Annotated in this window: 24 protein-coding genes; 7 read left to right on the top strand and 17 right to left on the bottom strand. The window is 65.3% G+C overall.

All coding sequences use genetic code 11. From position 1 onward, the window contains the following. Positions 1 to 53: 53 nt before the first annotated feature. Positions 54 to 464: a hypothetical protein gene (locus ACODSU_RS20620; RefSeq protein WP_209819406.1), complete on the top strand. Its 411-nt coding sequence runs from the start codon at positions 54 to 56 to the stop codon at positions 462 to 464. Between the two features lie 30 nt (positions 465 to 494). On the opposite strand, the gene ACODSU_RS20615 is transcribed toward ACODSU_RS20620, so the two are convergent. Then, on the bottom strand, positions 495 to 2,135 hold the full coding sequence (locus ACODSU_RS20615) for an argininosuccinate lyase (protein ID WP_488844395.1): 1,641 nt from the start codon (positions 2,133 to 2,135) through the stop codon (positions 495 to 497). A 175-nt stretch (positions 2,136 to 2,310) separates the two neighbouring features. Here ACODSU_RS20615 and ACODSU_RS20610 point away from each other — a divergent pair, with 175 nt between their 5' ends. After that, positions 2,311 to 3,267: a LysR family transcriptional regulator gene (locus ACODSU_RS20610; RefSeq protein ID WP_488844393.1), complete on the top strand. Its 957-nt coding sequence runs from the start codon at positions 2,311 to 2,313 to the stop codon at positions 3,265 to 3,267. Between the two features lie 42 nt (positions 3,268 to 3,309). On the opposite strand, the gene ACODSU_RS20605 is transcribed toward ACODSU_RS20610, so the two are convergent. Continuing rightward, positions 3,310 to 4,185, bottom strand: coding sequence for a LysR family transcriptional regulator (locus ACODSU_RS20605; protein ID WP_488844391.1), 876 nt, complete (start codon positions 4,183 to 4,185; stop codon positions 3,310 to 3,312). Between the two features lie 109 nt (positions 4,186 to 4,294). Here ACODSU_RS20605 and ACODSU_RS20600 point away from each other — a divergent pair, with 109 nt between their 5' ends. Further along, positions 4,295 to 5,305 carry a zinc-dependent alcohol dehydrogenase family protein gene (locus tag ACODSU_RS20600; protein ID WP_488844389.1) on the top strand — a complete coding sequence of 337 codons (1,011 nt, stop codon included), beginning with the start codon at positions 4,295 to 4,297 and terminating at the stop codon, positions 5,303 to 5,305. Next, positions 5,302 to 5,733, top strand: a complete 432-nt coding sequence (locus ACODSU_RS20595) for a nuclear transport factor 2 family protein (RefSeq protein ID WP_488844387.1) — start codon at positions 5,302 to 5,304, stop codon at positions 5,731 to 5,733. Before ACODSU_RS20600 ends, ACODSU_RS20595 begins: the two co-directional genes overlap by 4 nt. A 177-nt stretch (positions 5,734 to 5,910) precedes the next feature. Here the strand turns inward: ACODSU_RS20595 and ACODSU_RS20590 are convergent, their stop codons facing one another. The 4 genes from ACODSU_RS20590 to ACODSU_RS20575 all read right to left on the bottom strand — a co-directional run bounded on the left by ACODSU_RS20590 (position 5,911) and on the right by ACODSU_RS20575 (position 9,507). Further along, on the bottom strand, positions 5,911 to 6,447 hold the full coding sequence (locus tag ACODSU_RS20590; RefSeq protein WP_488844385.1) for a hypothetical protein: 537 nt from the start codon (positions 6,445 to 6,447) through the stop codon (positions 5,911 to 5,913). Between the two features lie 120 nt (positions 6,448 to 6,567). Next, on the bottom strand, positions 6,568 to 7,341 hold the full coding sequence (locus ACODSU_RS20585; protein ID WP_488844383.1) for a YkgJ family cysteine cluster protein: 774 nt from the start codon (positions 7,339 to 7,341) through the stop codon (positions 6,568 to 6,570). Continuing rightward, a complete protein-coding gene (locus tag ACODSU_RS20580; protein ID WP_488844381.1) occupies positions 7,338 to 8,828 on the bottom strand; it encodes a sensor histidine kinase in 1,491 nt (496 codons plus the stop codon). Before ACODSU_RS20580 ends, ACODSU_RS20585 begins: the two co-directional genes overlap by 4 nt. Continuing rightward, complete coding sequence (locus ACODSU_RS20575) at positions 8,809 to 9,507, bottom strand: response regulator transcription factor (protein WP_488844379.1); 699 nt, start codon at positions 9,505 to 9,507, stop codon at positions 8,809 to 8,811. Before ACODSU_RS20575 ends, ACODSU_RS20580 begins: the two co-directional genes overlap by 20 nt. Positions 9,508 to 9,659: 152 nt before the next feature. Here ACODSU_RS20575 and ACODSU_RS20570 point away from each other — a divergent pair, with 152 nt between their 5' ends. Next, positions 9,660 to 10,082, top strand: coding sequence for a tripartite tricarboxylate transporter TctB family protein (locus tag ACODSU_RS20570; protein WP_015013799.1), 423 nt, complete (start codon positions 9,660 to 9,662; stop codon positions 10,080 to 10,082). Between the two features lie 10 nt (positions 10,083 to 10,092). Beyond that, complete coding sequence (locus tag ACODSU_RS20565) at positions 10,093 to 11,607, top strand: tripartite tricarboxylate transporter permease (RefSeq protein WP_015013800.1); 1,515 nt, start codon at positions 10,093 to 10,095, stop codon at positions 11,605 to 11,607. Between the two features lie 245 nt (positions 11,608 to 11,852). On the opposite strand, the gene ACODSU_RS20560 is transcribed toward ACODSU_RS20565, so the two are convergent. From ACODSU_RS20560 to ACODSU_RS20530, 7 genes are all read right to left on the bottom strand, one after another. After that, complete coding sequence (locus tag ACODSU_RS20560; RefSeq protein WP_488844377.1) at positions 11,853 to 14,156, bottom strand: ATP-dependent DNA helicase; 2,304 nt, start codon at positions 14,154 to 14,156, stop codon at positions 11,853 to 11,855. After that, on the bottom strand, positions 14,153 to 15,046 hold the full coding sequence (locus ACODSU_RS20555; protein WP_488844375.1) for a hypothetical protein: 894 nt from the start codon (positions 15,044 to 15,046) through the stop codon (positions 14,153 to 14,155). The genes ACODSU_RS20560 and ACODSU_RS20555 overlap by 4 nt, the downstream gene beginning before the upstream one ends. 550 nt (positions 15,047 to 15,596) lie before the next feature. Next, complete coding sequence (locus ACODSU_RS20550) at positions 15,597 to 15,764, bottom strand: hypothetical protein (protein ID WP_404976615.1); 168 nt, start codon at positions 15,762 to 15,764, stop codon at positions 15,597 to 15,599. Then, positions 15,761 to 16,171, bottom strand: coding sequence for a transposase (locus ACODSU_RS20545; RefSeq protein WP_488844373.1), 411 nt, complete (start codon positions 16,169 to 16,171; stop codon positions 15,761 to 15,763). Before ACODSU_RS20545 ends, ACODSU_RS20550 begins: the two co-directional genes overlap by 4 nt. A 94-nt stretch (positions 16,172 to 16,265) precedes the next feature. After that, positions 16,266 to 17,609 (bottom strand): metal-dependent hydrolase family protein, encoded by a 1,344-nt coding sequence (locus ACODSU_RS20540; protein WP_057226039.1) that lies wholly within the window; start codon positions 17,607 to 17,609, stop codon positions 16,266 to 16,268. Positions 17,610 to 17,674: 65 nt separating this feature from the next. Further along, positions 17,675 to 18,457, bottom strand: coding sequence for an alpha/beta fold hydrolase (locus tag ACODSU_RS20535; RefSeq protein WP_488844370.1), 783 nt, complete (start codon positions 18,455 to 18,457; stop codon positions 17,675 to 17,677). Between the two features lie 10 nt (positions 18,458 to 18,467). Next, complete coding sequence (locus ACODSU_RS20530; protein ID WP_488844368.1) at positions 18,468 to 19,337, bottom strand: fumarylacetoacetate hydrolase family protein; 870 nt, start codon at positions 19,335 to 19,337, stop codon at positions 18,468 to 18,470. A gap of 221 nt (positions 19,338 to 19,558) precedes the next feature. Between ACODSU_RS20530 and ACODSU_RS20525 the strand changes: the two genes are divergently transcribed. Then, entirely contained in the window at positions 19,559 to 20,416 is an 858-nt protein-coding gene (locus ACODSU_RS20525) for a helix-turn-helix transcriptional regulator (RefSeq protein WP_488844366.1), read from the top strand. Between the two features lie 535 nt (positions 20,417 to 20,951). On the opposite strand, the gene dgoD is transcribed toward ACODSU_RS20525, so the two are convergent. The 4 genes from dgoD to ACODSU_RS20505 are packed head-to-tail and all read right to left on the bottom strand — an operon-like array spanning position 20,952 to position 24,802. After that, complete coding sequence (gene dgoD / locus ACODSU_RS20520) at positions 20,952 to 22,100, bottom strand: galactonate dehydratase (RefSeq protein WP_488844364.1); 1,149 nt, start codon at positions 22,098 to 22,100, stop codon at positions 20,952 to 20,954. Positions 22,101 to 22,156: 56 nt separating this feature from the next. Further along, on the bottom strand, positions 22,157 to 22,816 hold the full coding sequence (locus ACODSU_RS20515; RefSeq protein ID WP_488844362.1) for a 2-dehydro-3-deoxy-6-phosphogalactonate aldolase: 660 nt from the start codon (positions 22,814 to 22,816) through the stop codon (positions 22,157 to 22,159). Further along, a complete protein-coding gene (locus ACODSU_RS20510) occupies positions 22,813 to 23,856 on the bottom strand; it encodes a 2-dehydro-3-deoxygalactonokinase (RefSeq protein WP_488844360.1) in 1,044 nt (347 codons plus the stop codon). The genes ACODSU_RS20515 and ACODSU_RS20510 overlap by 4 nt, the downstream gene beginning before the upstream one ends. Before the next feature lie 7 nt (positions 23,857 to 23,863). Then, complete coding sequence (locus ACODSU_RS20505) at positions 23,864 to 24,802, bottom strand: dihydrodipicolinate synthase family protein (protein WP_488844358.1); 939 nt, start codon at positions 24,800 to 24,802, stop codon at positions 23,864 to 23,866. Positions 24,803 to 24,879: the final 77 nt, after the last annotated feature.

The following is a 24,879-nucleotide window of genomic DNA, read 5'->3' as shown; positions in this document are numbered from 1 at the left end:
CCGGTTTGCCCATACTGACCGCTTGCCCATTGCGCAACTCAAGGAGGTTTTGCATGTTTTACGCAATCAACTGGTTTCTCTCATTGGCCTTGCTGGCCCTGTGGTCGGTGGCGTGCTGGGCCCTGCATGCAGTGACCGTGTGGGTGGTGTCCAGCGCGGGCGCCCTGGCGGGGGGCAGCGCGGTGGCGGACGTGATCTTGATGCCCGCCTGGCTCAAGGCCTGGATGCCCCCGGAACTGATGGGCCAGTGGGAGGCTCTGGTCTCCTCCGCAGGTCCCATCGTTCAGGCAGTGCTGGAGGCGGTGCCTGCTCTGGCTGGCGCGGTGACCTTCCTGGCCTGGGCGCTGTGGGGTCTGGGTGCCGTGGTGCTGGTGGCACTGGCGGTCGGCATTCACATCCTCATCGCACTGGCCCAACGCCGTGGCGGTGGCCCCGGCACCCCGCAGCCCGCGTTGGCCCGCTGAGTGGGGGCACCCGGGCGCCCGGCGAGAGCGTCAGGGCAGCGACTTCACGCCCTCAAACGCCGCGTTCAGCGCGGCCTCTGCGGTCAGCAGGCGCTGCCGGGCTTCGGTTGACCAGGCGCGGTTCTTGGCCAGCGTGTCCTTGGCGGCGGCCACCATGCGCGCGACCTCCTGGGGCTGGGGGCCGCCTGTGCCGGTGCGCGTCAGCACCATCTCGGCGGGGGACAGGGCGCGGCGGAATTCCTTTTCCGTCAGCGGCAGGCGCTGTTCCTTGATGTCGTACTTTTTGCCCGCTTCGCGATAGATGCGCACGGCTTCGGCGTACGGAAAGTCCTTGGGCCGGATGTTGCGTTCCTTGGCGTACACCACCACGTCCGACGCAAAGTGATGGCCCACCCGGAACGGAATGGCATGGGTGCGCTGCAGGGTTTCGGCCAGCTCCATCGACGTGGTCCATTCGGATTCCAGTTCGTCCAGTGCGCGGGCAGGGTCGATGCGCAGCGAGTCCAGCACATCGGCCAGCTGCTGCAGCATTTCCACGCCCTGGACGAAGGTTTTGGCGCTGCCGGGGCTCCAGGTGTTCTTGTAGTCGATCATGCCGGGGGTGACGTTATGGGCCCGCCACAGCGATGCCTGAGCCGACGCCACCACGTCGCTCGCCTTGGCGCGGGTGTTCTGGATGATGCCGGGGTTGGCCTTTTGCGGCATGGCGCTGCTAGTGTAGGTCTTGCCGCTGGCCAGCAGCAGCCATGGCCGCGTCTGGTGGTACTGGGTGTGCACATCCTGCATCAACGCGCCCACGCGTATGGCGGTGGAGCTGGCGATGGATGTGGCCTCGATAGGGATGTCATACGTGCTGATCTGCCCCGCATCCAGCGAGTTGACGATGAGCCCGTCAAACCCCAGCAGCTGCGCCAGGCGCTCGCGGTTGATGCCCCAGCTGGAGTTGGCCAGCACCGCCGTGCCCATGGGGCTGAGGTTGATGCGGGCATAGGCTTCGCGGATGCGTGCCGAGTCGCGGGCGAACGAATCGGCAAACGCCATGAGGTAGTGCCCATAGCTGATGGGCATGGCCTGCACGCCATTGGTGTAGGCGGGCACATAGGTGGCGGTGTGCGCCTGTGCGATGGTGATGAGCCGTGCGCGCACCTGGTCCAGCGCATCGGCAAAGTCCAGCATCTCGAGCCGCAACTGCGCGGCGTTCAGGGTGGAGTGGATGTCCTGGCGACTGCGCCCGGTGTGGATCAGCGTGGCCTCTGGACCCACGGCATCCGTGATGATCTTCTCGACCTGCAGCACATCGGTGGGGCGCTTGCCACCCGGGGCCGTCGCCTGCGTGATCGACAACTCCACGCCCCGCGCAATGCGGCCCGCCTGGGCTTTGGGGATGATGCCTTGCTCCACGTTGACCACGGTCGATGCCATGTTGATGCGGCCAAACCAGTAGAAGGTGTCCTGCGACTTGGACAAGGCGCTGGTGGCGTCCCCCTTGACCAGCCCCTGGATCTTGGCGACCTGTGCCTGGCATTCGGCGGTGGTCTTGCAGGCGGTGTCCAGGGTGTCTGCGGCCTGTGCCTGGCCCATGGCCAGGAGTGCGCCCACGACCGGGGCGAGCAGGAAGTGGGTGGGGCGCAAGGTGCTGGTGCGCAGGGGCTGGCGCTGAGGTGATGGCATGGTGGTTTGTCTCCTGACATCCCGCGCAGCCAGCAGGGGGCTGGTGCGGGAATAAGATTCGTTAATTGAATGTGCTTGGCGCGGGCTTTGCCCGTGCCAGCTTCGGAATATTTCCACAGCAGGCGCTGCAAGGCCAATGCTTGTTTTTCAAGTGAATTCAATTTCTGAATAGCCCATGCCAGATTTGACGCCTTCCGTTCTGTTCAACCGCATCCTCGGTCGGGTGCGCCTCAAGCACCTGCAGCTGGCCATTGCGATTGCCGACCTGCAAAGCCTGCACCGGGCGGCTTCCTCCATCGGCCTGAGCCAGCCCGCCGCGACCCATGCGCTGGTCGAACTGGAAAGCTCTCTGGGCGGCCCCCTGTTCGAGCGGCATTCCAAGGGCATGCGCTTGACCCGCCTGGGAGAGGCGGTGCTACCGCTGTTGCGCGCATCACTGGTCCCTCTGCAGGCGGCAGCGGGCAATGCCGCGCTGATGCAGCAGGGCGCTGCGTCCGCACTGATCCGCATTGGCAGCATAGCGGCGGGCATCAACGGCCTGCTCACGGTGGCCATCCCGACCTACGTCGCAGCGCATCCCGATGCAGCCATCGATGTGCACGAGGTCACGATCGACAATTTGCTGGAGAGCATTCAGGAAGGCACGCTGGACCTGGCCATCTGCCGTGAGCCGACCCCGCTGCCGCAAGGGTTTGGGTTTCGTGCAGCGCTGCAGGACGGGTTTGTGGTGGTCTGCCGCCCCCAGCACCCTCTGACCCGGCAGGCCATCGTCACGGCCGCAGAGCTGTTGGCGCAGCGCTGGCTGGCCCCACCCCTGACCGGGCTGGGACCCCAGCAGGTGGAGAGCCTCTTCGATGAACTGGGTGGTGTGCCTGAGCTGTGCCGCGTGTCGAGCCGTTCGACCGAGATTGCATACGCCATGCTGGCCGACAGCGACATGCTGATGTGCGCGCCCGCCAGCCTGCTGCGGCCGCTGGTTCAGCGTGGAGAGCTGGCGGTCTTGCCGTGGAAGTCACAGGCGGTGGGGCCGTTGGGCGTTTTGGTCAAGGCAGATGTGCTTGCGCACCAGAGCCACCCGTGTCACAGCTTCATCGAGTATGTGCTGGCCGTTGGGGCAGGGCTGGGTCGCTGACCGCCATCAGCCAAGCGCTGCGACGGCGCTCCCAGCGTTTTGTCAGCCGCCCTGGTCGCCTGCATCGCCCTGAGCAGGGCCCAGCGCTTGTATCAGCATTTCCACCAGCGCGCGCAGCCGGGGCACCCGGCGCAGGTCCCGGTGGTAACCCAGCCACACATCGCGCCCTGGCGGCGCTGGGGCGACCTCCACCCTTTGCAGGCCGGGGTGCGAATCACCCAACGGGCAAGGCAATACGGCCAGGCCCGCTCCCGATGCGCAGGCCACGGCCTGCACGTGCCGGTTGTTGCTGCGAAACGCGATGCGCGCCGCAGGAAAGGCCTCGCGCAGCCAGGCCGCGTCCGGCATCTCGCTGAAGCCCAGGTCCATGGTGATGAGGCGAACGTCCACATCGTCCGTGGGCATGTCTGCGCCCCGCTGCATGTACAGCGCGTAGGGCACATGCATCAGCCGCCGCTGTATGACGTCGGGCTCGTCAAAAGGAACGATGCGCGCCACCAGGTCCGCCTCGCGGCGCGCCAGGCTGAAGAGGCGCGCATCGGTCAGGAGTTCGATGCTGACGCGAGGGTGGTGGTTGGTGAACGCGGCGCACAGCGGCGCCAGCACATGCAGTCCAAACCAGTCAGAGGTCGATACCCGCAGCGCGCCTTCCAGCTGCTGGTCTGCGCCGTCCAGTTGGCGGGAGAACGACAGCGCCTGCGCTTCCATGCCCTCGGCGTGGCGCAGCACGGCGGCTCCTTCGTCGGTCAGGACGAAACCCTCGGAGGTCCGCTGGAAGAGGGTGTGGCCCAGAGAAAGCTCCAGCGCCTTCAGCCTGCGGCCCATGGTGGGCTGGCTTTGTTGGAGGGCGCGGCCTGCCGCACCCAGCGTGCCGTGCCGGGCAATGGCCAAGAACACCTGTACGTCATCCCAGTTCATTGGCTGGATCATACAAAAGTGAATGACAGGGTTTCAATCTTGTGGCTTTTCATTCAAAAGCGAAAGGTGAAAACTGGCGGCACTGTTCAACCCCACGAAGGAAAACGCCATGTCCACCTCTCCCGTCCCCACCATGCAGGCCCTGGTGCTCGCATCCCCCCACGGCGCACTGACCCCCACCTTGCTGCCCCGGCCCCAGCCCGCGGCGGGCCAGGTGCTGGTCCGCATCCACGCCAGCGGCGTGAACCCGCTGGACACCAAGATCCGCGCGGGCGCCGCCGAGCACGCCCAGCAACCACTGCCCGCCGTTTTGGGCATGGACCTCGCCGGCGTGGTGGAGGCGGTGGGGCAGGGCGTCTCTCGCTTCAAGGTGGGAGATGCGGTATATGGCTTTACCGGCGGCATCGGCGGGCTGCAAGGCAGCCTGGCGCAATACGCTGCGGTGGATGCACGCCTGTTGGCCCACAAGCCAGGCCGGCTGACCATGCGCCAGGCAGCGGCCTTGCCGCTGGTCTTCATCACCGCCTGGGAAGGACTGGTGGACCGCGCCAACGTGCGCAGCGGGCACAAGGTGCTGGTGCATGGTGGCGCCGGGGGCGTTGGCCATGTGGCGGTGCAGCTGGCCCGCGCGCGGGGTGCCGAAGTGTTCGCCACGGGCACAGCGGCGCAGGCCGGTTACATCCGGTCTCTGGGGGCCACGCCCATCGACCATGAAACGACCTCGGTCGAGGCCTATGTCAACGCGTTCACCGACGGCCAGGGGTTTGATATTGTTTACGACACCGTGGGTGGGCCGGTGCTGGATGCGTCGTTTGTGGCCGTCCGCCGCTACTCGGGCCATGTGGTGACGTCGCTGGGCTGGGGCACCCACAAGTTGGCGCCCTTATCGTTCCGGGGCGCGACCTTCTCGGGCGTGTTCACGCTGCTTCCCATCCTCACGGGGGAGTTTCGCGAACACCATGGCGAGATCATGGAGCAGGCCACCACCCTTGCGGAAGCGGGTCAACTGGTGCCGTTGCTCGACCCGACCAGCTTCACGCTGGACACCGCCGAAGCGGCGCACGCCCTGGTCGCCAGCGGCCGCGCCCGTGGCAAGGTGGTGGTGAGCGTGCTGCCATGAGCCAGCCGAGTCAACCTTTGGCAGAAAGCTCCAGCGGGCCAGCCAGCAGGGATGACGCAGCAGGCCTGCGGCATGGTGCGGTGGTCCCCACGCATGAACACATGCGCCACTTAGCGGATGCGCTGATCGCGGCCACCAACGCATTTGCGGTGGAGCGGGTGCTCGGCCTTTTTGCGCACGATGCCGTGATCGACGACCCCTCCACGGGCCACCGTTTTGATGGCCATGCTGGAATACGCCGCTATGTCGAACAGTACTTCGTCCGCTACCAGACGGTGACCCGGTTCCTGTCGATGCAACGCCTGGGGTCGCGGCGCGCGAGGGTACGGGTGGACTTCACGGGGGATTTTGGTCACGAGATCGGCAACCTCGACATCACCGTAAATGCGCAGGGCCTGATCGCCCGGCTGGATGCCGACCTGGAATGAGCTGTGTGAATGGCTTGGCTGCGCGACGGCCCTCAGGGCTGGCGTGCGGCACCAGGCTGCACGAGGCGGAGGTGGGCGGCGCTGGGCTGTTTTGATGCGGGATTTGATCAAAAACAGCCGGAAGCGCTAGTGAATCATGCGGTAATAGCTATCAAAAAGAGAGCGAATTGATCCGGCTCAACGCGGCAAGCACCCCGCAAACCCCCTGGGCCCTGCTGCTGAGACATCCGCCAGCGTCACGGCCTCCAGCCGGTCGTTCTGCCCCGGTATCTTCGTCAGCCGCTGGCCGTTTTGCCAGCGCCATTGGGTGCCGTCAAAGCTGTAGATGAAGGTGTGCGTGCGGTTGGACAGTAGGTGTGCGGGGGTGAGGGTGATGGCCTGGGCAGCGGCTTGCGTCGGTGCGTGGGCCTGCGCCTCGTTGTCCTTGATGACGAGCTTGCCCACATAAGGCGTCACGGTGGATTCGGTGCGTGTGACATCGGGCTGGACCAGCGCGGGGCTGTAACCGGTCAGGGTCCAGTCGCCCGCTGCGCCGGGCAGTACATGGGGTTGCCGTGCGGCCAGGAACTGGGTGCATGCGGTGGTGATGGCATCGAAGCTGGTGGTGGCGGGGCCGGTGGCTTCGGGCTTGCTGCAGCCTGCCAGGCCCGCCACCACGGCGGCAGCGGCTGCCAGGTGGTGGGGGGCGCAGGAGCGGAGGGTGGGCTGGGTCATCAGGCGTGAGGCGGGGGTTCGTCGAGAAGTTCGGCCGCACGGCCAGGCTGCTGCGGGGCTGGCTGCATTGTGTGCGGCTGGTTGCGGCGGGTCTTGACGGATATCAAGGCGCGTGGGCTTTTACGGCAATGTGGTGCGCAGGGCCAGCGCGCCTTCGTCACCCCGGTACCAGCGCAGCAGGGCGCTGGGTGCGTGGAGCGGTGTACCGTCCAGAGCTGCCAGTACGGCGGCGTTGAGTTCGTGGGCGCTGGCAGGCAGGGGCTGGTCGCGGTAGGCCAGGGCGGTGCCGGCCATCAGCGCTTCGGCGTCCACCAGCAGGGGCAGGTTTTGCGGGATGGTGGGCGATTGCTCTGCACAGTGCGCAGCCGACAAGGAATGCGCCTTGCGGCAGGCGGCAGGGCGCACGCTGTAGATGGCACACCGATCATTGACGAGGAAGCTGCAGGGCTGGCGTGTGCTGCCCGCGCTTGCCGCCGCGACGTGCTGCTGCAGGCGCAGCGTGTTTGTGGCCTGGTCCGCGCCGGGCAGCGTGTGCAGGTGCTGGGCGATGTGCAGCACCTCGGGCTCCGTCGCCTCCACGCGCAGGTGGCAGCAGTGCGCGCAGCCCGCCTGGCACGCTGGCTGGGGGCCGGTGGCGCGGGCTTGTTCTGCCACGGTATCCAGGCCCTTGTGCAGTTGTGCGATGAAATCGACGGCGGCCTGGGCTGCGGGCTCGGTGGCTTCGGCGGCCTGGGTGGCGGCGTTGGTGTCGGTGCCATGGGCTGCTGCGCCCTGCATGGCGTGGGCCTGAACCGCCCGCAAGGCCCGCCCAGCCGCGCTGCGCACGCGGGCGATGGACTGCAGGAAGGCCGCTTGCTCTGCCTCGGTCAGTGCTGGGTCGGGCGGGCTCGTCATGGGGATGTGGGGAGCGTGCCGGAGGGGGCAGGCGCATTGGGCGCCAACGGCAGCCACACGCTGGCCGCCAGGCCTGACCCGTCGGCTGCATCGCTGGCTGGGGTCAGCTCCAGCCGGCCTTCCATCAACTGCACATACCGCGCCACGATGGCCAGGCCCAGCCCCGCGCCCTGGCCCAGGCGCTGGCCCTGGTCGCCCTGCGCCCAGCGCTGTTGCAGCTGCTGCGCCAGCGCGGCGTCCACGCCGGGGCCGTTGTCGGTCACGCGCAGCACGCCAAAGCCTGGCTCGGTGTGCAGCGCCACGGTGATGTGGGGCGGCGTGCCGCGCCCGTAGCGCAGTGCGTTGTCCAGCAGGTTGTTCAGGATGCCTTCCACCAGCGCGATGTTGCCCCGCACCACCACGGCCTGGTCCAGGCCCTCAGCGCCCAGGTCCACCCCCAGAGCATCGGCGCGGGGCAGGTAGCGCAGCAGCACGTCGCGCACCAGGGTGTGCAGGGCCAAGGGCTGCAGCGTTAGCGCAATGCCGCCCTCGGCCGCACGGGCCAGGGCCAGCAGCTGGTCCACGGTGCGACTGGCGCGCTGTTCGGCCTGGGCGATGCCTTCGATTTCGCTGCGCCAGACGGCCGGGTCGTTGTGGGCCAGCGCATGGGCGGCCTGGGCGCGGATGCCTGCGAGGGGGGTGCGCAGCTCATGCGCCACATTGCCCGCAAACTCGCGCTGCGCATGCAGGCTTTGCTGCACGCGTGCCAGCAAGCCGTCCAGGGCCACACCCAGGCGTTGCACGTCGCTGGTGCTGGCCTGCTGCGTCAGCGCCGGAGGCAGGGGTTGCAGGTCGGCGGCGTCGCGCTGGTCCATGGCGTCTTGCAGCGCCCCCAGCGGGTGCAGGTCGCGCTCTATGCCGCGCAGCAGCCATGACCCCAGCACCACCAGCAGCCACAGCTGGGCGAGGCCCGAGTACACCAGCAACCGGCGCAGCAGCTGCGTGCGCTCTGCCGTGGTCTGCGCGATGACGACGGTGAACGACGGCGGCCCCGCAATCTGCAAGGTGGCGCGCCGCATCTCGCGCCCGTCTTGCGAGAGGTGAGAAAACGCGTGGCTGCTGCCCGCCGCCACCACGCCCGGCGCCAGGTGCGAGTCGCCAGCGATGAAACTGCCGTCGGCGGCATACACCGCAAACCACACGGTTTCGCTCTGGTCAAAACGCAGCAGGCCCACCTCGCGCGGGGTGAGGTCGAGCTGCAGCGGGGTGCCTGGTGGGTCAGCCGCCTGGCCGCCGCGCACATGGGCCGCCAGCGCGTGGGCGTCGTCCAGCAAGGCGCGGTCAAACGCCTCGGCCACAAAGTGGTTGCCCACGCCCAGCACCACGGTGCTGCCCAGCCCCCAGATCAGCACCAGCGACAGCAGCACGCGCCGGCCTATGCGCTGGCGCAGGTCGGGCGGCTGCGGGTGCAGCGGTGCGGTGCCGGGTTCAGGGCTGGCCAACGTCATCCTCTAGCACGTAGCCCAGCCCGCGCAGCGTGCGGATGGCCGCGCCGCTGCCGGCAATCTTGCGCCGCAGGCGGGAGAACGAGGCCTCCAGCGCGTTCTCGCCCACTACCTCGCCGCCGTTCGACAGGCGCGAGGACAGGTCGCCCTTGCTCAGTACGCGGCCGGGTGGGGTCATCAACTCCCACAGCAGGTCAAACTCGCGCGCGGGCAGCTCCAGCGGCTGCCCGGCCACGCTGACGCGGCGCGCCTGGCGGTCCAGCACCAGCTGGCCCACGGTGACGATGTCGGCGGTGCCACTGGCGCGCCTCAGCAGGGCGCGCAGGCGGGCTTCCACCTCTTTGAGTTCGTAGGGTTTGCCCAGGTAGTCGTCGGCGCCAGCGTCCAGCCCGGCGATGCGCTCCTCGGTGCTGTCGCGGGCGCTGAGCACCAGCACGGGGGTGCGGTCGCCGCGCGCACGGGCGGCGCGCAGGGCCGTCAGGCCGCTGCCCAGGCCGCTGCGTGCGTGGGCGGCATGCGGCAGGTTCAGGTCCAGCAGCACGGCGTCGAAAGCCTGTACGGCCCACCAGTGCTGGGCTTCTTCGACGGTATGGGCCTGCTCGACGCGGTGGCCCGCGTTTTCGAGGCCCTGGGCCATGGTGCGGCTGAGCACCGGGTCGTCTTCCACCAGGAGGAGGCGCATGGAGGTCGGGGTTCTACGTGAAATTACGCATGGCCAAGATCAGCCTGCGATCAGGTTCGATGGGGATAGTCTGCCCGTCAGCATACCCCAGCCCTGCGCGCCGTTTGCACCGCCGGATGGGGTCGTGAAGCCTATCAGGAGACAACCTTTTCATGATCAACCGCAATCTACTCAGAGGCTTTGCCCTCATGGCTCTGGCGCTGGGCTTCGGCCTGCCGTCCCTGAGCTATTCGCTGGGGACGCTCGGCCGCGCCGGGCCGGGCATGTTCCCGTTCATCGTCAGCTGCATGCTGTTTGTGATCGGGGTCATCACCGTGGTGCGCGCGCGCCTGGTGGCGCCTGTGCCCATGGACTTTCAGGTGCGCAACATCGCCATCATCCTGGGCAGCCTGTGCGGCTTTGCGGCACTGTCGCACTTTGTGAACATGATCGCCGGCATCGTGTTTCTGGTGTTCTGCTCGGGGTTTGCGGGTACGTCGTACTCGTGGAAGCGCAACCTGAAGATCGCTGCGGTGCTGGTCGCCATCGCGTTTGCATTCCAAAAGCTGCTGGGCGTGAGCCTGCCGCTGTACTGAGGTCACCGCCATGGAAGTCTTGAACAACCTCGCGTTTGGCTTCAGCCACGCACTGACGCTGCAGAACCTGATGTTCTGCGCCCTGGGCTGCACCGTGGGCACCCTGGTGGGCCTGCTGCCGGGCCTGGGCCCGCTGGCCACCATCAGCCTGCTGCTGCCGCTGACCTACTCCATCGACACCACCGGCGCGCTCATCATGCTGGCCGGTATCTACTACGGTGCGCAATACGGTGACAGCGTGAGCGCCATCACCATGAAGATCCCGCACGCCAGCAGTATCGTGGCGTGTATCGACGGGTATGCGATGACGCTGAAAGGGAAAACGGGGCTGGCCTTGTTCACCGCCGGCTTCTCCAGCTTTATCGGGGGCACGGTGGCCATCGTGGTGCTGGCGTTCCTGGCGCCCAGCCTGGGCGAGGTGGCCTTCTTGTTTGGCCCTGCCGACTACTGTGCGCTGATGCTGGTGGGCTTTGTGTGCGTGAGCTTTGTGACCACCGGCAGCCTGCTCAATGGCCTGGCCATGTGCATGGTGGGTGTGCTGCTGGGCTCCATCGGTACCGACGTGAACAGCGGCCTGGCCCGCTTCACCTGGGATGCTCCCTTCCTGGCCGACGGCGTGGGTATTGTGAGCATTGCGCTGGGCTGCTTCGGTATTGCCGAAATCGCCAAGAACCTCGACTCGCGTGAAGAGCGCTCGCCCTTCAACGGCAAGATCAAGCTCATGCCCACCTGGCCTGAGTTCAAGCGCATCATCCCCAGCGCGCTGCGTGGCAGCGTGGTGGGCTCTATCCTGGGCATCTTGCCCGGTGGCGGCCCCGTGATTGCCCAGTTTGCCGCCTATGCGCTGGACAAGAAGGTCAGCAAGTATCGCGATGAAATCGGCACCGGCTGCATCGAAGGCGTGGCTGGCCAGGCTGCTGCGGACGAAGCGGCTGCACGCACCAGCTTCATCCCGCTGATGAGCATCGGTATCCCCGAGAACGCCGTGATGGCACTGATGATGGCCGCGTTCATCATCAAGGGCATCCAGCCCGGCCCCAACATGATTGCCGGCCACCCCGAACTCTTCTGGGGCCTGGTGGCCAGCATGTGGATTGGCAACTGCTTCCTGCTGGTGCTGAACGTGCCACTGGTGCGCTACTGGCTGTCAGTGTTCAAGATTCCATACAACGTGTTGTTCCCGGCGATTCTGTTCTTCTGCTGCATCGGCACCTACAGCATCAACAACAACCTGGACGACGTGTTCATCACGGTGGCGTTTGGTGCGCTGGGCTATCTGTTCATGCGGCTGGAGATGGACCCCTCACCGCTGATGCTGGGCTTCATCCTGGGCCCCATGCTCGAAGAGAACTTCCGCCGCTCCATGCTGCTGTCGCGCGGTAGCTTTGAAGTGTTCATCAACCGCCCCATCAGCGGCACGCTGATCAGCCTGATCGCTGCGTTCATCCTGTGGCAGACGGTGTCGTTCTTCCGCCAGCGTGGCAAGGCCAAGGAACTGGCGGTGGCGGAGCCCGTTGCCTCCTGACGATTGACTCTCTGTGTGCCGCCATGGCGGCCTTTGCAAGGCCGGTCCCCAATGGGTGACCGGCCTTTTTTTGTCTCAGAGGCTGAGAGTTTTTTGCCAGTGCCCGAAAGGTGCGCCATAACACCGCTGATCGAGGCGCAAAGCATAGCCATAGCTCGGGCTATGGCGCGCATTGGCAACGACTAGCAGCGGTGTTATGGCGTGCAAGGCGGGCATAGGCAAAAGACTCTCAGCCTCTAAGCCTCTCAGTCCACCTGCCACCATACAGGCAGCAGCGCACGCACCTGGGCCTGCGCAAACCGGTCGTCCATCAGGTGCACCACGCCCTCGTCGCTGGGCGTGCGGATCACGCGGCCTGCGGCCTGCACCACCTTTTGCAGGCCGGGGTAGAGGTAGGTGTAGTCATAGCCCGCACCAAACAGCGCCTGCATGCGCCCGCGGATCTGCTCGTTGACGGGGTTGACCTGCGGCAGGCCCAGCGTGGCCAGAAAGGCGCCAATCAACCGCTTGCCCGGCAGGTCGATGCCCTCGGCAAACGCGCCACCCAGCACTGCAAAGGCAATGCCGTTGCTGCTGTCGGTAAAGCGCGCCAGAAAATCGCGCTGCTCGCCCTCCAGCATGCGGCGCGACTGGCACCAGTGCGGCACGTCGGGGTGTTGCTGCGCAAACAATGCGGCAGCCTGCTGCAGGTAGTCATAGCTGCTGAAAAACGCCAGGTAGTTGCCAGGCCGCTCGCGAAACTGCTGCGCCATCAGCGCCGCAATCGGTGCCAGCGACGCCGCGCGGTGCGGGTAGCGCGTGGAAATGTGGCGCGCCACCTGCACCTGCAGCTGGTGCGCGGCAAAGGGCGATTCCACGTCCACCCACACATGGTCGTCGGGCAGGCCCAGCAGGTCGGCGTAGTAGCGCGCGGGCTGCAGCGTGGCCGAGAACAAGGTGCTAGTGTGTGCAGCTGCAAGGCGGGGCTGCAGAAAGGGCGCGGGCACCACGTTGCGGATGCAGATTACGGAATCACCGGGTTTGGAGGATCGCTGGTGGTGGGCGGCAGAAGCCTGGGTGATGTCCACCATCGAATGCGCATCGAGCAGGTCGGCCATGCGCTGCAGGTGCAGGGCATCGAAGTAGAACGTTTGCAGCGCGCCGTCTGGCTCCGTGGGGTGATCTGTGAAGTGTTCGGTGAGCGTGGTGGTGCACTGCTGCAGCGCGGCCAGCAACTTGTCCGGGAAGGCTTCAAGCACCGTGTACGGGGCCGGGTGTGCCTTGTCCAGCGCCACCCAGGCGCGGCGCACCTTGTCCAATGCTTTCTTCACCGGCGCGTGCTGCGCAGCGGTGGGGCTGCTGCGGGCCTGGGCGAGAGTAGCGGGGTGCAGCTCGGCGGTGAACATCTTGCGGCCGCGCTCTACCAGGTTGTGGGCTTCGTCCACCAGCAGCGCCGTGCGCCACTGGTTGGTCTGGGCCAGGCCGTGCAGCAGGCCGCCCAGGTCAAAGTAGTAGTTGTAATCGCCCACCACCACATCGGCCCAGCGGGCCAGCTCCTGGCTCAGGTAGTAGGGGCAGACCTCGTGCTGCAGGGCTACCTCACGCACGCGGGCTTGTTGCAAAGCGGGGGCATTTTTCCCTTCGATGGTGGTGGCCACCGCCGCCGCGCGTGCGGCGGGCAGCCGGTCGTAGAAGCCCCGGGCCAGTGGGCACGATTCGCCGTTGCAGGCCTTGTCCGGGTGTTCACACGCCTTGTCACGCGCCACCAGCTCCAGCACCCGCAGGGGCAGCGCCGGTGCGCTGTCAGGCAGGCGCGCCAGCGCATCCAGCGCCATCTGCCGACCCGACGTCTTGGCGGCCAGAAAGAACACCTTGTCGATGCGCTGCGCAGGTGCGGCCTTGAGCAGTGGGAACAGCGTGCCCATGGTCTTGCCAATGCCCGTGGGCGCTTGGGCCAACAGGCAGCGGCCCGCCACTGCCGCCTTGTAAACGGCCTCGGCCAGCGGGCGCTGGCCGGTGCGAAAGTCGCCAAACGGAAATGCCAAGGTGGTCAGTGCCGCGTCGCGTGCGGCACGGTGGGCCACCTGCTGTTCGGCCCAGGCAATGAAGCGCTGGCACTGGGCCTCGAAGTGCTGGCGCAAGTCGTCGGCGCTACAACGCTCGGTGAACACCGTCTCCTGCTGCGTGCCCACGTCCAGATACACCAGCGCCACTTCGATGTGCGCCAGCTGCTCCTGCTCGCACAGCAGCCAGCCATACACCTTGGCCTGCGCCCAGTGCAAGTGGCGGTGTGATGCAGGCTGGCGGTCCAGCCGTCCCTTGAAGGTCTTGACTTCGTCGATGCGCTGCTGCGCTGGGTCATAGCCATCGGCCCGGCCGCGCACACGCAGGCTCTGGTAGCTGCCACTCAGCGAAACTTCAGCGCGGTAGCCCGCGCCTCGGCGCGATGCAGCCACAGCATGGCCTGCGATGCCCTCCAGCGCGGTGGGCGCGGGCGTAAAGCGCAGGTCCAGGTCGCCCTGCTTGGCGGTGAACTCGCACAGCTCGCGCACCGCCACGGTGTAGGTCATGGCGCGGAGTGGGGGCTGTCGATGGCGGGAGCGGACGCTTCACCCAAATGCGCCTGGGCCGGGTCTTCCTCACTGCGCAGCGGTGTGGCCTTGCACAACGCCATCCACACCGAAAAGGGCAAGGTGCAGCGGTGGTGCCTGGCAGGGCGCAGTAGCTCAAAGCGTCCGTCTTCCACGCTGCCGTGCAGCACCCAGATGCCGAAGTGCTCGGGGATCTCATCAGGTTCGGCAATGCCGGCCGGAAAGACGTAGTAACACTCCTCGCACAGCCACTGGTAGGCCTGCCGCTTGGCGTCGTGCCGCAGGTCCGACAGCAGGTCGGCCCGGCTCGCCTTCACCTCATGCACCATGGGCTGCAGGTAGGCGGGCACGGAGGTGTTGCGCACAGAAAAAAGATCGGGCCGTGCCATGCGCCACACGTTGGCGGCGGCGCGGGCTGCGGGGGCGTGGTCATCCTCGGCCCACAGCGGAGCCATCGCGGGTGTGGTGTTGGCGGGCGCACCAGCTGTGGCCGCAGGCGGCACCCCATCCCCCACCGGCACGCTGTCGATCACCGCGCGCAATGAAAGCTCTGTCCACACAATGCGGCCCGAGGCCTGCAACTGCGTCGCAAATTTTTGCCCCAGCCTGTCGTGCAGGCTCAGCGCCCGCACGCCGCGCTGGCGGGCTTGCGCCAGCGTGCGGATGCCTTCGTCGGTGAGGCGCAGGGTTTCGCAACCATCGGCCGCAATGTGCAGACTGATGAGGCCCGCAGCCAGCAGGTCAATCTCCAGCCCATCCTTGCACGGCCAGCCTGCCGAGCGCCAGATCTGCATCAGGCGGGTGCGGTGAAAGCGGGTGATCGGGGTGGAGGGCGGGGAGTCCGAAGTGGGGGAGGGCAGCACCGTCATGGCGGGGTGGGTGGGCTGGCGTGACACTGATTTTAATCACAGTGTCTGGTGGGCTGCTTTTTTTGGATGTAGGAAGGAGTCTGGTAAGGAAATTTGGGTCGAATTTGCCTCTTCCGCCCTATGGATAAGCGCTAGAAGCTATTGAAAGGTGAGCATTCTCGCTATGACATTTCGGGGGGGAAGAAATGAGTCTTCCAAGGTTGTATGAGGACGCACTTGCCTGGTATGAAGATGAAGCGAACAATCGGAAGTTGTTGTTATGTGGCCGTCTATGCAGCAGGTAAATTGGAAGAGGCTGCAACGCAGCGATTGCTGTCGCTCAATTCAGCCAACCAAACTCTCGCTAGCTGGCACTAAGCGGTCATTGGGCTCGGGCGTTCGGCGCCTATTCTGGCCGCCGCTCCCCGAGGTCTGGCGGCCATACCCCCTCCTGGGGGTTAGTGGGTCACTTCTGCGTGGAAATCAACACATTGGTAATAGAACGTGCTGCGTGGCAGGCCTGCGACATGCTCCGGGTATGCCAATTTATGGTGATGCCTCAACCCGGCAATCAGATGCGCTTTGTCGGCGCAGCTGATCTCTTCGACCGAATCAAGGCCTGCAATTTTTTTAGGTACGCGACCTCAGCGCGCAGTCGTTCGTTCTCTTCTCTTAGGGTTTGCGCTGCGTCGGCGGCAACCTTGTTCGACGGCGCTGCGAAGCGACCTTCCTGCTTCATCTTGGGACGCTCCTCTTTCTCATTCTCAACAGCCCGCAGTGGCCTTGATCGAGATTGCGTCGCCAGACCACGACTTGGTTGGGATTGCGGATGTCATAGATCACCGCGACCTGGCGGCTGGAGAGCTGTTCGCGATCCTGATGGGACAGTACCTGCAGTTTGAACTGCGCACTGTACGTGCTGCGCTTGGGGCGCAATCCGTCTATGCCGTGCAGGCGGTAGTGGCTCACCCGGGTGCGGATCTTCTCCTCAGGCACCGACCATTGACGCGCCAGCAGCTTCGCCCCACCGTCCCGAGCCAAAAAGCTCATAACCACTTTGAGCTTGAACCCTGTTTGGTACTTTTCATGAAACCCCTTGAAGTTTGTCCAACTTCTGGGGGTCAGTTCAAAACTGGGGCGATTCAACCGTCCGCCAGTGAAGCGACGCGCGTCCCCAGCGCGCCGCTTACTCACTTGATGGTGCTGCGGACTCGTCGTAGCCCCCCCCTTACCAGCAGTATCAGCTCGCGAGGTCAGCCAATGCCTCTTTGACACCTTCCTCTTGCAATGGACGGTCCGCGCCTGGAAGGTGCAAAGCTGCTTCAAAGGGCACTGGGGTGGCACAGTCCTTATGGATGGCGCCATCCTTCATCACTAATTGCACCTTGGCAGGGTCCAGCAGCAAGGCCAGGTTTTTCAGCGGATTGCCATCCACCAGCACGATGTCAGCGAGATAGCCTGGCTTCAACATGCCCAGCTCGTTAGGCCGTTGCATGATCTCGCCGCCCAGTTGGGTGGCCGAGCGCAGGGCCTCGGCTGGCGTCATGCCGATGTAGTCGACAAAGTACTGCAAATCGTTGGCGTTGGTGCCGTGCGGCATCCAGGCAAAGCCGTAGTCGCCTCCGGGCAGAATGCGGATGCCACGCTTGTGCATCTTGCGCAGGGTTTCCGCGGCAATCTCCAGCTCGCGCTTGTAGCCCATGGCCTCGGCCACTGCCGGGCTGATACCGTACTCCGACGCATTGAAGTTGGTGCGGACCAGCCAGGCTATACCGGGTGCGACGAAGTGCTTGTCCTTGTTGGCTTCCAGCAAATCCAGTGCTTCTTCGTCCGCAAAGCTGGCGTGGTAGATCAGCTCGATGCCGTGACGCACACACTGCTTCACCGATTCGGCCGAGCGGGCATGCGCTGCGATGCGCTTGCCGTACCGGTGGGCCTCAGCAGCCAGCATCGCCACCTCGTCTTCCGCAAATGGGGATTGCTCGGCGGCAATGCCGGCGATGTACTCGCCCGAAAGGTTGATCTTCAGGTGGTCAACGCCGTACTTGATGAAGGTGCGGGCGGACTTTCGGATTTCCTCGGGGCCGGTGCAAACGCTGCCGAAGCTCAATTCGTCGAACTTCATGTGCGGCAGGCTGTTGTCGCCCAAGGCCCCGATGGTGGTGATCTCCTGGCTGCCCGCCAAATAACGTGGGCCAGGGAACTCGCCGGCGTTAACTGCATTGCGCAGCACCACATCCAGTCGCGGCTTGGCGGCAGCAGCGCCGATCGCGGAAGTCCAGCCCATGTCCAGATAGCGTTTGGCCACTCGCACGCACCACAGGATGTGCTCTTCTGGCGGCATGAACTGGATCGCAGCCAGCGAGGGTTGATCATTCCACGAGAAGTGCGTGTGGGCCTCTGTCATGCCCGGCATCAGGAATCGCCCCTTGCCATCGATGACGCGGGCGCCATCGGTGTTGACGTGCTGCGGCGCGCGTACCACGTTGACGATGCGCTGGCCTTCGACCAGCACCTCGCCCAGGAAGGTGTCTTCGCCGCTGCCGTCGAAGATGTTGACGTTGGTGAATGCAATTTTGGACATGACAGTCTCCTACGGCTCCTCAAAGGGGGTCGTTTTTTGTGGTTGAAAAAGGAAATCGAAAAGGACTAGCAAACTTCGGCGTAAAACGCCTGCAGGGCCTGTACGCAGGCCTGAGACTGCTCGAACGGTGTCCAATGGCCGCAAGCACCGAACACGGTCATTCGGCTGCCGGGGATGCGCTGGTGCATCACCGTCACGTTGGCCATCGGCGCCACGCCATCTTGGTCACCGGTGAGCAGCAGCGTGGGCACGTTGAGGCTTTCGATGGCAGCGGACTGGGCCTCGGCCAGCGCCTGGCAGCTCTGTGCGTAGCCTTCAGGAGGCTGGCGCATCAAGCTTTCGCGTACCAAGGCCAGCACAGCGGGCTGCTGAGCCTTCGTCTCAGCGCTGGTCGCACCTTTGACGATGGCATCTGCGATCTCCTGCATCGCAGCCATGCCGGTACGCGCCAAGGCGGCACGCGCAAGGATGTTCGGGCGCGCCGCCTCAGGAGGCGCCACCAAAGGGCCCAACAGCGCCAAGGACTTCACCCGACCAGGGTGTTGCACCGCGAGGTGTTGTGCAACGATGGTGCCCAGCGAATGGGCGACCAGGTGCACGGCGTCGATCCTCAGCTCGTCCAGTATCTGCGTCAGCGCTGCAACATACAGATCGATCGACAACGGTTGAACCGTCAGAGCTGAACGGGCACTGCCCGGCAGATCGGGTCGAATCACCTTGCAGCCTTTGAAGGCTTCCAAAAGAGGCGTCCATGTGTTGGAAGATCCGCCCAGGCCGTGGATGCACAGCACGGGGGTGCCGTCACCATCGACCTCGACCGCCAGGCCGTGAATGAACTGAGTGCTCATGGTGTCAGCCTCAAACGAACTTGTTTTCGAGGGCGCCGATGCCATCGATCTCGACCCGCACCACATCACCCGCCTGGAGGTAACGCGGTGGCTTCAGACCCATGCCCACACCGGCAGGCGTGCCGGTGGCGATCATGTCGCCCGGAAACAGCGTGATGCCACGCGAGACGGTTTCGATCAACGCGGGAATGTCGAAGATCATGTTTTCTGTGGGACCGTCCTGGCGCAACTCGCCATTGACCCAGCAGCGCACCCGGGTCCGGGTACCGTCAAGCTCATCGGCTGTCACAGCCCAGGGGCCAGTTGGGCAAAAGGTGTCGAACGACTTGCCCATGTCCCACTGTTGGTGGCGCATCTGAACATCCCGAGCGGTCACGTCGTTGACGATGGTGTAGCCCCAGACATGGCCCATGGCGTCTGCTCGGCTGATGTTTTTGCCCCCCTTGCCAATGATCACCATCAACTCGGCCTCGTAGTCAATCTGGTCGGACACACCCACCGGCAATTGAATATCATCGAACGGGCCCACCACACAGTCGGGCACCTTGGTGAAAACGATAGGCCAGGACTCAGGGTTGGCGTCGTTGTCCTTGAACACCGAGGCCTGCAGCTCTTTGGCATGGGCGTGGTAGTTGCGTCCCACACACCAGACGTTGCGGCGCGGCGTGGGGATGGGGGCGTCCAGGGTCACGTTGCTGACTGGAATCGGGGCACCGCCGGCCTCTGGCAGCGCGTGCCCTTCGTTCAGCAACTCAATGATGGCCAAAACACCCCGCTCAGCCTGTTGTGGTGTCAGCGCCAAAGGCGTGATGGATTGACCATCGGCTGATACGGTGCCCACTTGCCGTAGCCCACCAGAAAAATAGGTTGCGATGCGCACGGAGTTCTCCTTCGTTTGAACCTTGAGGAACGACCTGCTGAAGTAGCGAGTCACGATGGCTTGACTGTAGGAACTCAAGCTCCTGCGCGCTTATCGTCCGATCCGTTGACTTATCGCAAAGTCTGATCCGGTCCTTGGTGCTTTCCCTAAATTGAATATTTCGGGCCTTTCATGCGAAGCATCGCTCTGCGATAGTCCACTCCCAGGAGAACCAACAAGATATGAGTGAAGCCTATGCCCTGCGCGAAGGCGCCTTTGGGCGTGCAGTCGTGCTCGACCTGCGCGGCGATCTCGTGGCCCATGCGCACGCAGAAACCCAGTTCGCCTTTTGGCTGGGCGGCGGCCGCGTGCAAGCCCATTTTGGGGCAGAACTTGTGTCCTACAGCGAGAACGTCGCATTGGGAACCAACGCCTACGAATCGCACGATGCACGCCTGCTGGACAAGAACCAACCCGCCATCTTCCTGGTGCTCTACATCAGCAAGCCGTGGCTGGACGAGCGTCGCGCTGCCAGCGGCCGACCGTTCTTCTTCCCATCGCCTCGGGTTCCTATCAGTCCGGCGCTGCGCCAAGCCTGCTGGCGTTTGCTGGACCTGATCATCTCGGTGAACGCCAACGCCCTGGACAGGCTAGAACAAGAGGTCGAAGCGCTGATCATCACCGCGATCGATGCCACGCTGGCCCCTGTGATCGAGCCACCCCGCAGTCGTTCGCCCATGTTGGATCACCGCTTGCGCGCCGCCATCGCCTACATGCGGGAGCACGTGGCCAACCCCATCGCGGTGGAAGACGTCGCGGACAAGGTCGGCCTGTCACGCGCGCACTATTTCTCGCTGTTTCGGGATCAGTTGCACACCACACCCCAAGTGTTCTGGAGTGCGGTGCGCGTGGAGGAGGCCGTCAAGCGTCTGGTGCTGCAGGACGAGCCGCTGACCTCAGTCGCCATGGAACTGGGGTTTTCATCGCCGGGTAATTTTTCACGCTTTTTCCGGGAACACATGGGAGTGACGCCTTCCAAGTTCAGGCGGGTGGCCTCTGGGCCGGATCAGCATCCACTCACCGGCATCGCAGAGAGCTAGCGCCACGAGGCTGCCGAACCCGCGAGCAAGCCTGGGCAGCTTGCATCCTGCGCCAGGCGCCTGGCGCAACACCGCGCCCTGGCTCAGCTCAGACGACCGTCACCATCCACATGCAGCACTTCACCCGTCAGATAGGCGTTGCCCAACACAAAGAGAGCAGCCTGGGCCAGGTCGGCCGGAGCACCGAGCCGAACGCTATCGGAATGTATTGGTTGACTTGACTAGCATCGGACCTCGAAGTGCCGTCTTGAGCCGTAAGCATTTTTCCAAACTCTTGGCAGAGCACTTTGGGTCGATTGCGCCAATTTGCAGTCGGTGTGGACAGCCATTGACCCATGCCGAACTTCGGGGCACAGCGACTGCTCGTCCGCACACATTGAACGACCGATCCTGAGGCCGCACCAATCAGGTGGGCACGAACAGTTCAATGACCAGTCTTGGAATGAACTTTCATACAGGTGCCAATACTGAACGACTGCATCCAGCCTGAAGCCGCCCATTGCCACCGAATCCACTGACGAAGATCCCAACCCGCTTACCACTCCGCAAAACTCCCATCCCGATGCCGCCACACCGGGTTCCTCCACCGGTGCCCCTCCTGCGCCCGCTCGCGCACATAGTCCTCGTTCACCTCAATCCCCAACCCCGGCCCGGTGGGGATGGCGACCATGCCATCCTGGTACGCAAACACCCCGGGGTTGGACACATAGTCCATCAGGTCGTTGGCCTGGTTGTAGTGGATGCCCAGGCTCTGCTCCTGGATGAAGGCGTTGTAGCAAACCGCATCCAGCTGCAGGTTGGCCGCCAGGGCAATCGGGCCCAGCGGGCAGTGCAGGGCCAGAGCCACGTCGTAGGCCTCGGCCATGCTGGCGATCTTGCGGGTTTCGGTGATGCCGCCTGCGTGTGAGGGGTCGGGCTGGATGATGTCTGCATAGCCGCCTTGCAGCACGCGCTTGAAGTCCCAGCGCGAGTACAGGCGCTCGCCCAGAGCAATGGGGGTGGATGAGATGCGGGCAATCTCCTTCAGCGCCTCTTCGTGTTCGCTCAGCACGGGTTCTTCGATGAACATGAGCTTGTAGGGCTCCAGCTCCTTGACCAGCACCTTGGCCATGGGCCGGTGCACGCGGCCGTGGAAGTCCACGCCAATCCCCACATTCGGCCCCACTGCCTCGCGCACGGCGGCCACGTTTTGAAGGCAGCGCTCCACCTTGTCGTAGCTGTCCACGTACTGCACTTCTTCGGTGCCGTTCATCTTTACGGCTGTGAAGCCGCGCGCCACGGCGGCTTGGGCGGCGGCGGCGGTCTCGCTGGGGCGGTCGCCGCCAATCCAGCTGTAGACCTTGATGCGGCTGCGCACATTGCCGCCCAGCAGCTCGGCCACGGGCACGCCCAGCGCCTTGCCCTTGATGTCCCACAGCGCCTGGTCGATGCCAGCCAGCGCGCTCATGTGCACGCCGCCGCCCCGGTAGAAGCCGCCCCGGTACAGCACGGTCCAGTGGTCTTCGATGTGGCGTGGGTCTTTGCCGACGAGATAGTCGGCAAGTTCATCGACCGCAGCCGCCACAGTGTGCGCGCGGCCTTCCAGCACGGGCTCGCCCCAGCCGGTGATGCCTTCGTCGGTTTCGATTTTGAGGAAGCACCAGCGTGGAGGGACGATGAACGTGGTGAGTCGGGTGATCTTCATGGGGGATGGGCAGTCGGTTCAGAAATGCTGGGTTGTCTGGAGCGAGTAGGGGCGTTTCAGGCAGTGGCGGGCGCGGTTCCAAACGACGCCTGCCACGCCTGTGCAAACGCTGCAGCCTTGTGCGCCACTTCGGGGGCCTGGTCGCCGGGCCGGTACAGGGCCGAGCCCAGGCCAAAGCCGCTGGCGCCAGCGGCGGCATAGGGCGCAATGCTCTCGGGCACGATGCCGCCCACGGGCACCAGTGCCATGGGCGGCGTGATGACGGCGCGCCAGGCCTTGAGCACATGGGGCGGCAGCGCCTCGGCAGGGAACAGCTTGAGCATGTTGGCGCCCGCTGCCAGTGCGGCATAGGCCTCGGTCAGCGTGGCCACGCCGGGCGCGCACGCCATGCCGGCGGCGCGTGCGGCGCGGATCACATCGGGGTCGCTGTGGGGCATGACGATGATCTGCCCACCGGCTGCGGCCACATCGGCCACGGCATCGATGGAGAGCACCGTGCCTGCACCCACGAGGCAGTCGGCGGGCAGCGCATCGCGCAGCGCGCGGATGCTGGCCAGCGGCTCGGGCGAGTTGAGCGGCACTTCGATGATGCGAAACCCCGCGTCGTACAGCGCGTGGCCGATGGTCACCACCTCGTGCGGCTGCACGCCGCGCAGGATGGCGATGAGCCCGCAGCGCTGCAGGATGTGGAACAGGGCTTTGTCGATGGGGTTCATGCAGCCAGGCTCCCGGCGGTTAAGGGGTGTGAGGAGGAGGGTGCTGGCGCAACGACCAGCCCTGCCGCCAGCGCGATCTGCCACAGCCCGGTGGCCGTGGCCTGCGTGGCGATGGCGGGTGCGGCAAAGCCATGGGTCTGCAGCGCGACGGCGTAGCGGCGGCACAGGTCGGGCTCGCCGCACAGCACCAGCGTTGGTGGTGTTGTTGGGGTTTGATCCTGTGCGCGCGCCAGGCTGGCCATCTCGTGCCCGATCAGCAGGCCCGAGAGGTAGTCCGCCTGCGCGGTAGGCGCCAGCGCGCCGGTCAGCCCCAGCGTGCGGGTGCTGAAGATGTGAGAGAGCAGTCCCACCGCGGCATCGCTGCCCCGCGCAACCTCCAGCCCGCGCGCAAAGGCGCTGTCGTCGGGGGCCGCTGCGGCCTGCATGGTCTTGCCCAGAATCGTGTGGCCGCGCAGTGCGGCAAACACCTCGCCGGTCATGAAGGTGTGAAACTGCTCAATGCGGCCCCGGCGTGCCAGCACCCATTTGCTGTGGGTGCCGGGCAGGCCGATGAGCACGAGCCCATCCGGAGGCAGTGCAAGGCCTGCCAGCACCCCCAGCACCTGGGTTTCTTCGCCGCGCATCACGTTGGGCAGTGCACCCTGCTGCAACAGGCCCGGCACGATGTGCAGCGGCGGGCGGTCGCGCCTCTCCACCAGTGTCAGGCCCCGCGCCAGTGCATCGAGCGAGGTGGGCGTGGGCAGGTACTTGGCCTCGCGCCAGCCCTGGGCGCTGCCCACCATGCCGCAGGCCAGCAGGGGCAGGCCGGGTGTGGCGGCCAGCCAGTCGCCGCAGGTGTCTTGCAGTGCGCGTTCAAACGCGGCGCCGGGCTCGCCGTCTGCCACGCTCGCGGTGGCGGGGGGCAGGTTCATGATGCCCCAGGGACGGTGCCGGGTTTCCAGCACGTGGCCGCGGGCATCCATGCTGAAGGCGCGCAGCGCGCTGGTGCCCCAGTCCAGGGCGACCAGGCTGGTGACTGAGAGGTCGGTGGTGTCGGCCATGGCCTGCTTATCGGGCCCAGCGCAGCACCAGCGGGTCCAGACGCCGCGCGATATCGATCAGGCCGCGCCGCACCTCGGGGTGCATGGGGGGGAAGGGGTGGCGGCCTGCCTCGCACGCGATCACGCCGCCTTCCTTCATCAGTGCCTTGGCCGTGAGGATGCCGCCCTGGCGGTTCTCGTGGTTGATGAGCGGCAACCAGCGCTGGTAGAGCGCAAACGCCTGGTCCATGTCGCCCTGACGGTGCGCCTCGATGATGGGGCGAATGCCGTCGGGGAACGCACCGCCCGTCATCGCGCCCGTGGCGCCGGCATCCAGGTCGGCCAGCAGGGTGATGGCTTCTTCGCCATCCCACGGGCCTTCAATCGCGTCGCCGCCCAGGCGGATCAGCTCTCGCAGCTTGCTGGCGGCGCCTGGCACTTCGATCTTGAAGTAGGCCAGGTTCTCGATCTCTTGCGCCATGCGGGCTAGGAAGGGGGCCGACAGCACGGTGCCGCTGGCGGGTGCGTCCTGCACCATGATCGGAATGCGGATCGCGTCGGACACACGGGCATAGAACTCGTAGATCTGCGCCTCGGGCACGCGGAAGGTGGCACCGTGATACGGCGGCATGACCATCACCATGGCCGCGCCCATGTCCTGCGCGGCGCGGCTGCGCTCGGCGCACACGCGGGTGCCGTAGTGGGTAGTCGTCACGATGACGGGCACCCGGCCGGCCACATGCTCCAGCGATGTGCGGGTGAGGACTTCGCGCTCGGCGTCGGACAGCGAGAACTGCTCGGAGAAGTTGGCCAGGATGCAGACGCCGTCCACGCCGGCGTCGATCATGAAGTCGAGGCAGCGCTTCTGGCTGTTGAGGTCGAGTGTGCCGTCCTCATGAAACGTGGTGGGCACGACGGGGAAGATGCCTCGGTAGCGAGGGTTCTGGAGGGAATGGGTGGCTGGCATGGCGGGTGCGGGTAAGAATCTGAGTGAAATATGCCTCTAGCGCTAGTTGAATATGCGCTGGTAGCTATTGAATTTCT

This window comes from Acidovorax sp. FG48 (genome assembly GCF_057809085.1).
The sequence above is the reverse complement of the archived record's forward strand: the minus strand, read 5'-3'. Positions and strand labels throughout refer to the sequence as shown.

What these genes read in the sequence shown, in the direction of transcription:
- ACODSU_RS20620 (WP_209819406.1), top strand. Translation starts at nt 54, where the DNA reads ATGTTTTACGCAATCAACTGGTTTCTCTCATTGGCCTTGCTGGCCCTG.
- ACODSU_RS20615 (WP_488844395.1), bottom strand. Translation starts at nt 2,135, where the DNA reads ATGCCATCACCTCAGCGCCAGCCCCTGCGCACCAGCACCTTGCGCCCC.
- ACODSU_RS20610 (WP_488844393.1), top strand. Translation starts at nt 2,311, where the DNA reads ATGCCAGATTTGACGCCTTCCGTTCTGTTCAACCGCATCCTCGGTCGG.
- ACODSU_RS20605 (WP_488844391.1), bottom strand. Translation starts at nt 4,185, where the DNA reads ATGAACTGGGATGACGTACAGGTGTTCTTGGCCATTGCCCGGCACGGC.
- ACODSU_RS20600 (WP_488844389.1), top strand. Translation starts at nt 4,295, where the DNA reads ATGTCCACCTCTCCCGTCCCCACCATGCAGGCCCTGGTGCTCGCATCC.
- ACODSU_RS20595 (WP_488844387.1), top strand. Translation starts at nt 5,302, where the DNA reads ATGAGCCAGCCGAGTCAACCTTTGGCAGAAAGCTCCAGCGGGCCAGCC.
- ACODSU_RS20590 (WP_488844385.1), bottom strand. Translation starts at nt 6,447, where the DNA reads ATGACCCAGCCCACCCTCCGCTCCTGCGCCCCCCACCACCTGGCAGCC.
- ACODSU_RS20585 (WP_488844383.1), bottom strand. Translation starts at nt 7,341, where the DNA reads ATGACGAGCCCGCCCGACCCAGCACTGACCGAGGCAGAGCAAGCGGCC.
- ACODSU_RS20580 (WP_488844381.1), bottom strand. Translation starts at nt 8,828, where the DNA reads ATGACGTTGGCCAGCCCTGAACCCGGCACCGCACCGCTGCACCCGCAG.
- ACODSU_RS20575 (WP_488844379.1), bottom strand. Translation starts at nt 9,507, where the DNA reads ATGCGCCTCCTCCTGGTGGAAGACGACCCGGTGCTCAGCCGCACCATG.
- ACODSU_RS20570 (WP_015013799.1), top strand. Translation starts at nt 9,660, where the DNA reads ATGATCAACCGCAATCTACTCAGAGGCTTTGCCCTCATGGCTCTGGCG.
- ACODSU_RS20565 (WP_015013800.1), top strand. Translation starts at nt 10,093, where the DNA reads ATGGAAGTCTTGAACAACCTCGCGTTTGGCTTCAGCCACGCACTGACG.
- ACODSU_RS20560 (WP_488844377.1), bottom strand. Translation starts at nt 14,156, where the DNA reads ATGACCTACACCGTGGCGGTGCGCGAGCTGTGCGAGTTCACCGCCAAG.
- ACODSU_RS20555 (WP_488844375.1), bottom strand. Translation starts at nt 15,046, where the DNA reads ATGACGGTGCTGCCCTCCCCCACTTCGGACTCCCCGCCCTCCACCCCG.
- ACODSU_RS20550 (WP_404976615.1), bottom strand. Translation starts at nt 15,764, where the DNA reads ATGAAGCAGGAAGGTCGCTTCGCAGCGCCGTCGAACAAGGTTGCCGCC.
- ACODSU_RS20540 (WP_057226039.1), bottom strand. Translation starts at nt 17,609, where the DNA reads ATGTCCAAAATTGCATTCACCAACGTCAACATCTTCGACGGCAGCGGC.
- ACODSU_RS20535 (WP_488844370.1), bottom strand. Translation starts at nt 18,457, where the DNA reads ATGAGCACTCAGTTCATTCACGGCCTGGCGGTCGAGGTCGATGGTGAC.
- ACODSU_RS20525 (WP_488844366.1), top strand. Translation starts at nt 19,559, where the DNA reads ATGAGTGAAGCCTATGCCCTGCGCGAAGGCGCCTTTGGGCGTGCAGTC.
- dgoD (WP_488844364.1), bottom strand. Translation starts at nt 22,100, where the DNA reads ATGAAGATCACCCGACTCACCACGTTCATCGTCCCTCCACGCTGGTGC.
- ACODSU_RS20515 (WP_488844362.1), bottom strand. Translation starts at nt 22,816, where the DNA reads ATGAACCCCATCGACAAAGCCCTGTTCCACATCCTGCAGCGCTGCGGG.
- ACODSU_RS20510 (WP_488844360.1), bottom strand. Translation starts at nt 23,856, where the DNA reads ATGGCCGACACCACCGACCTCTCAGTCACCAGCCTGGTCGCCCTGGAC.
- ACODSU_RS20505 (WP_488844358.1), bottom strand. Translation starts at nt 24,802, where the DNA reads ATGCCAGCCACCCATTCCCTCCAGAACCCTCGCTACCGAGGCATCTTC.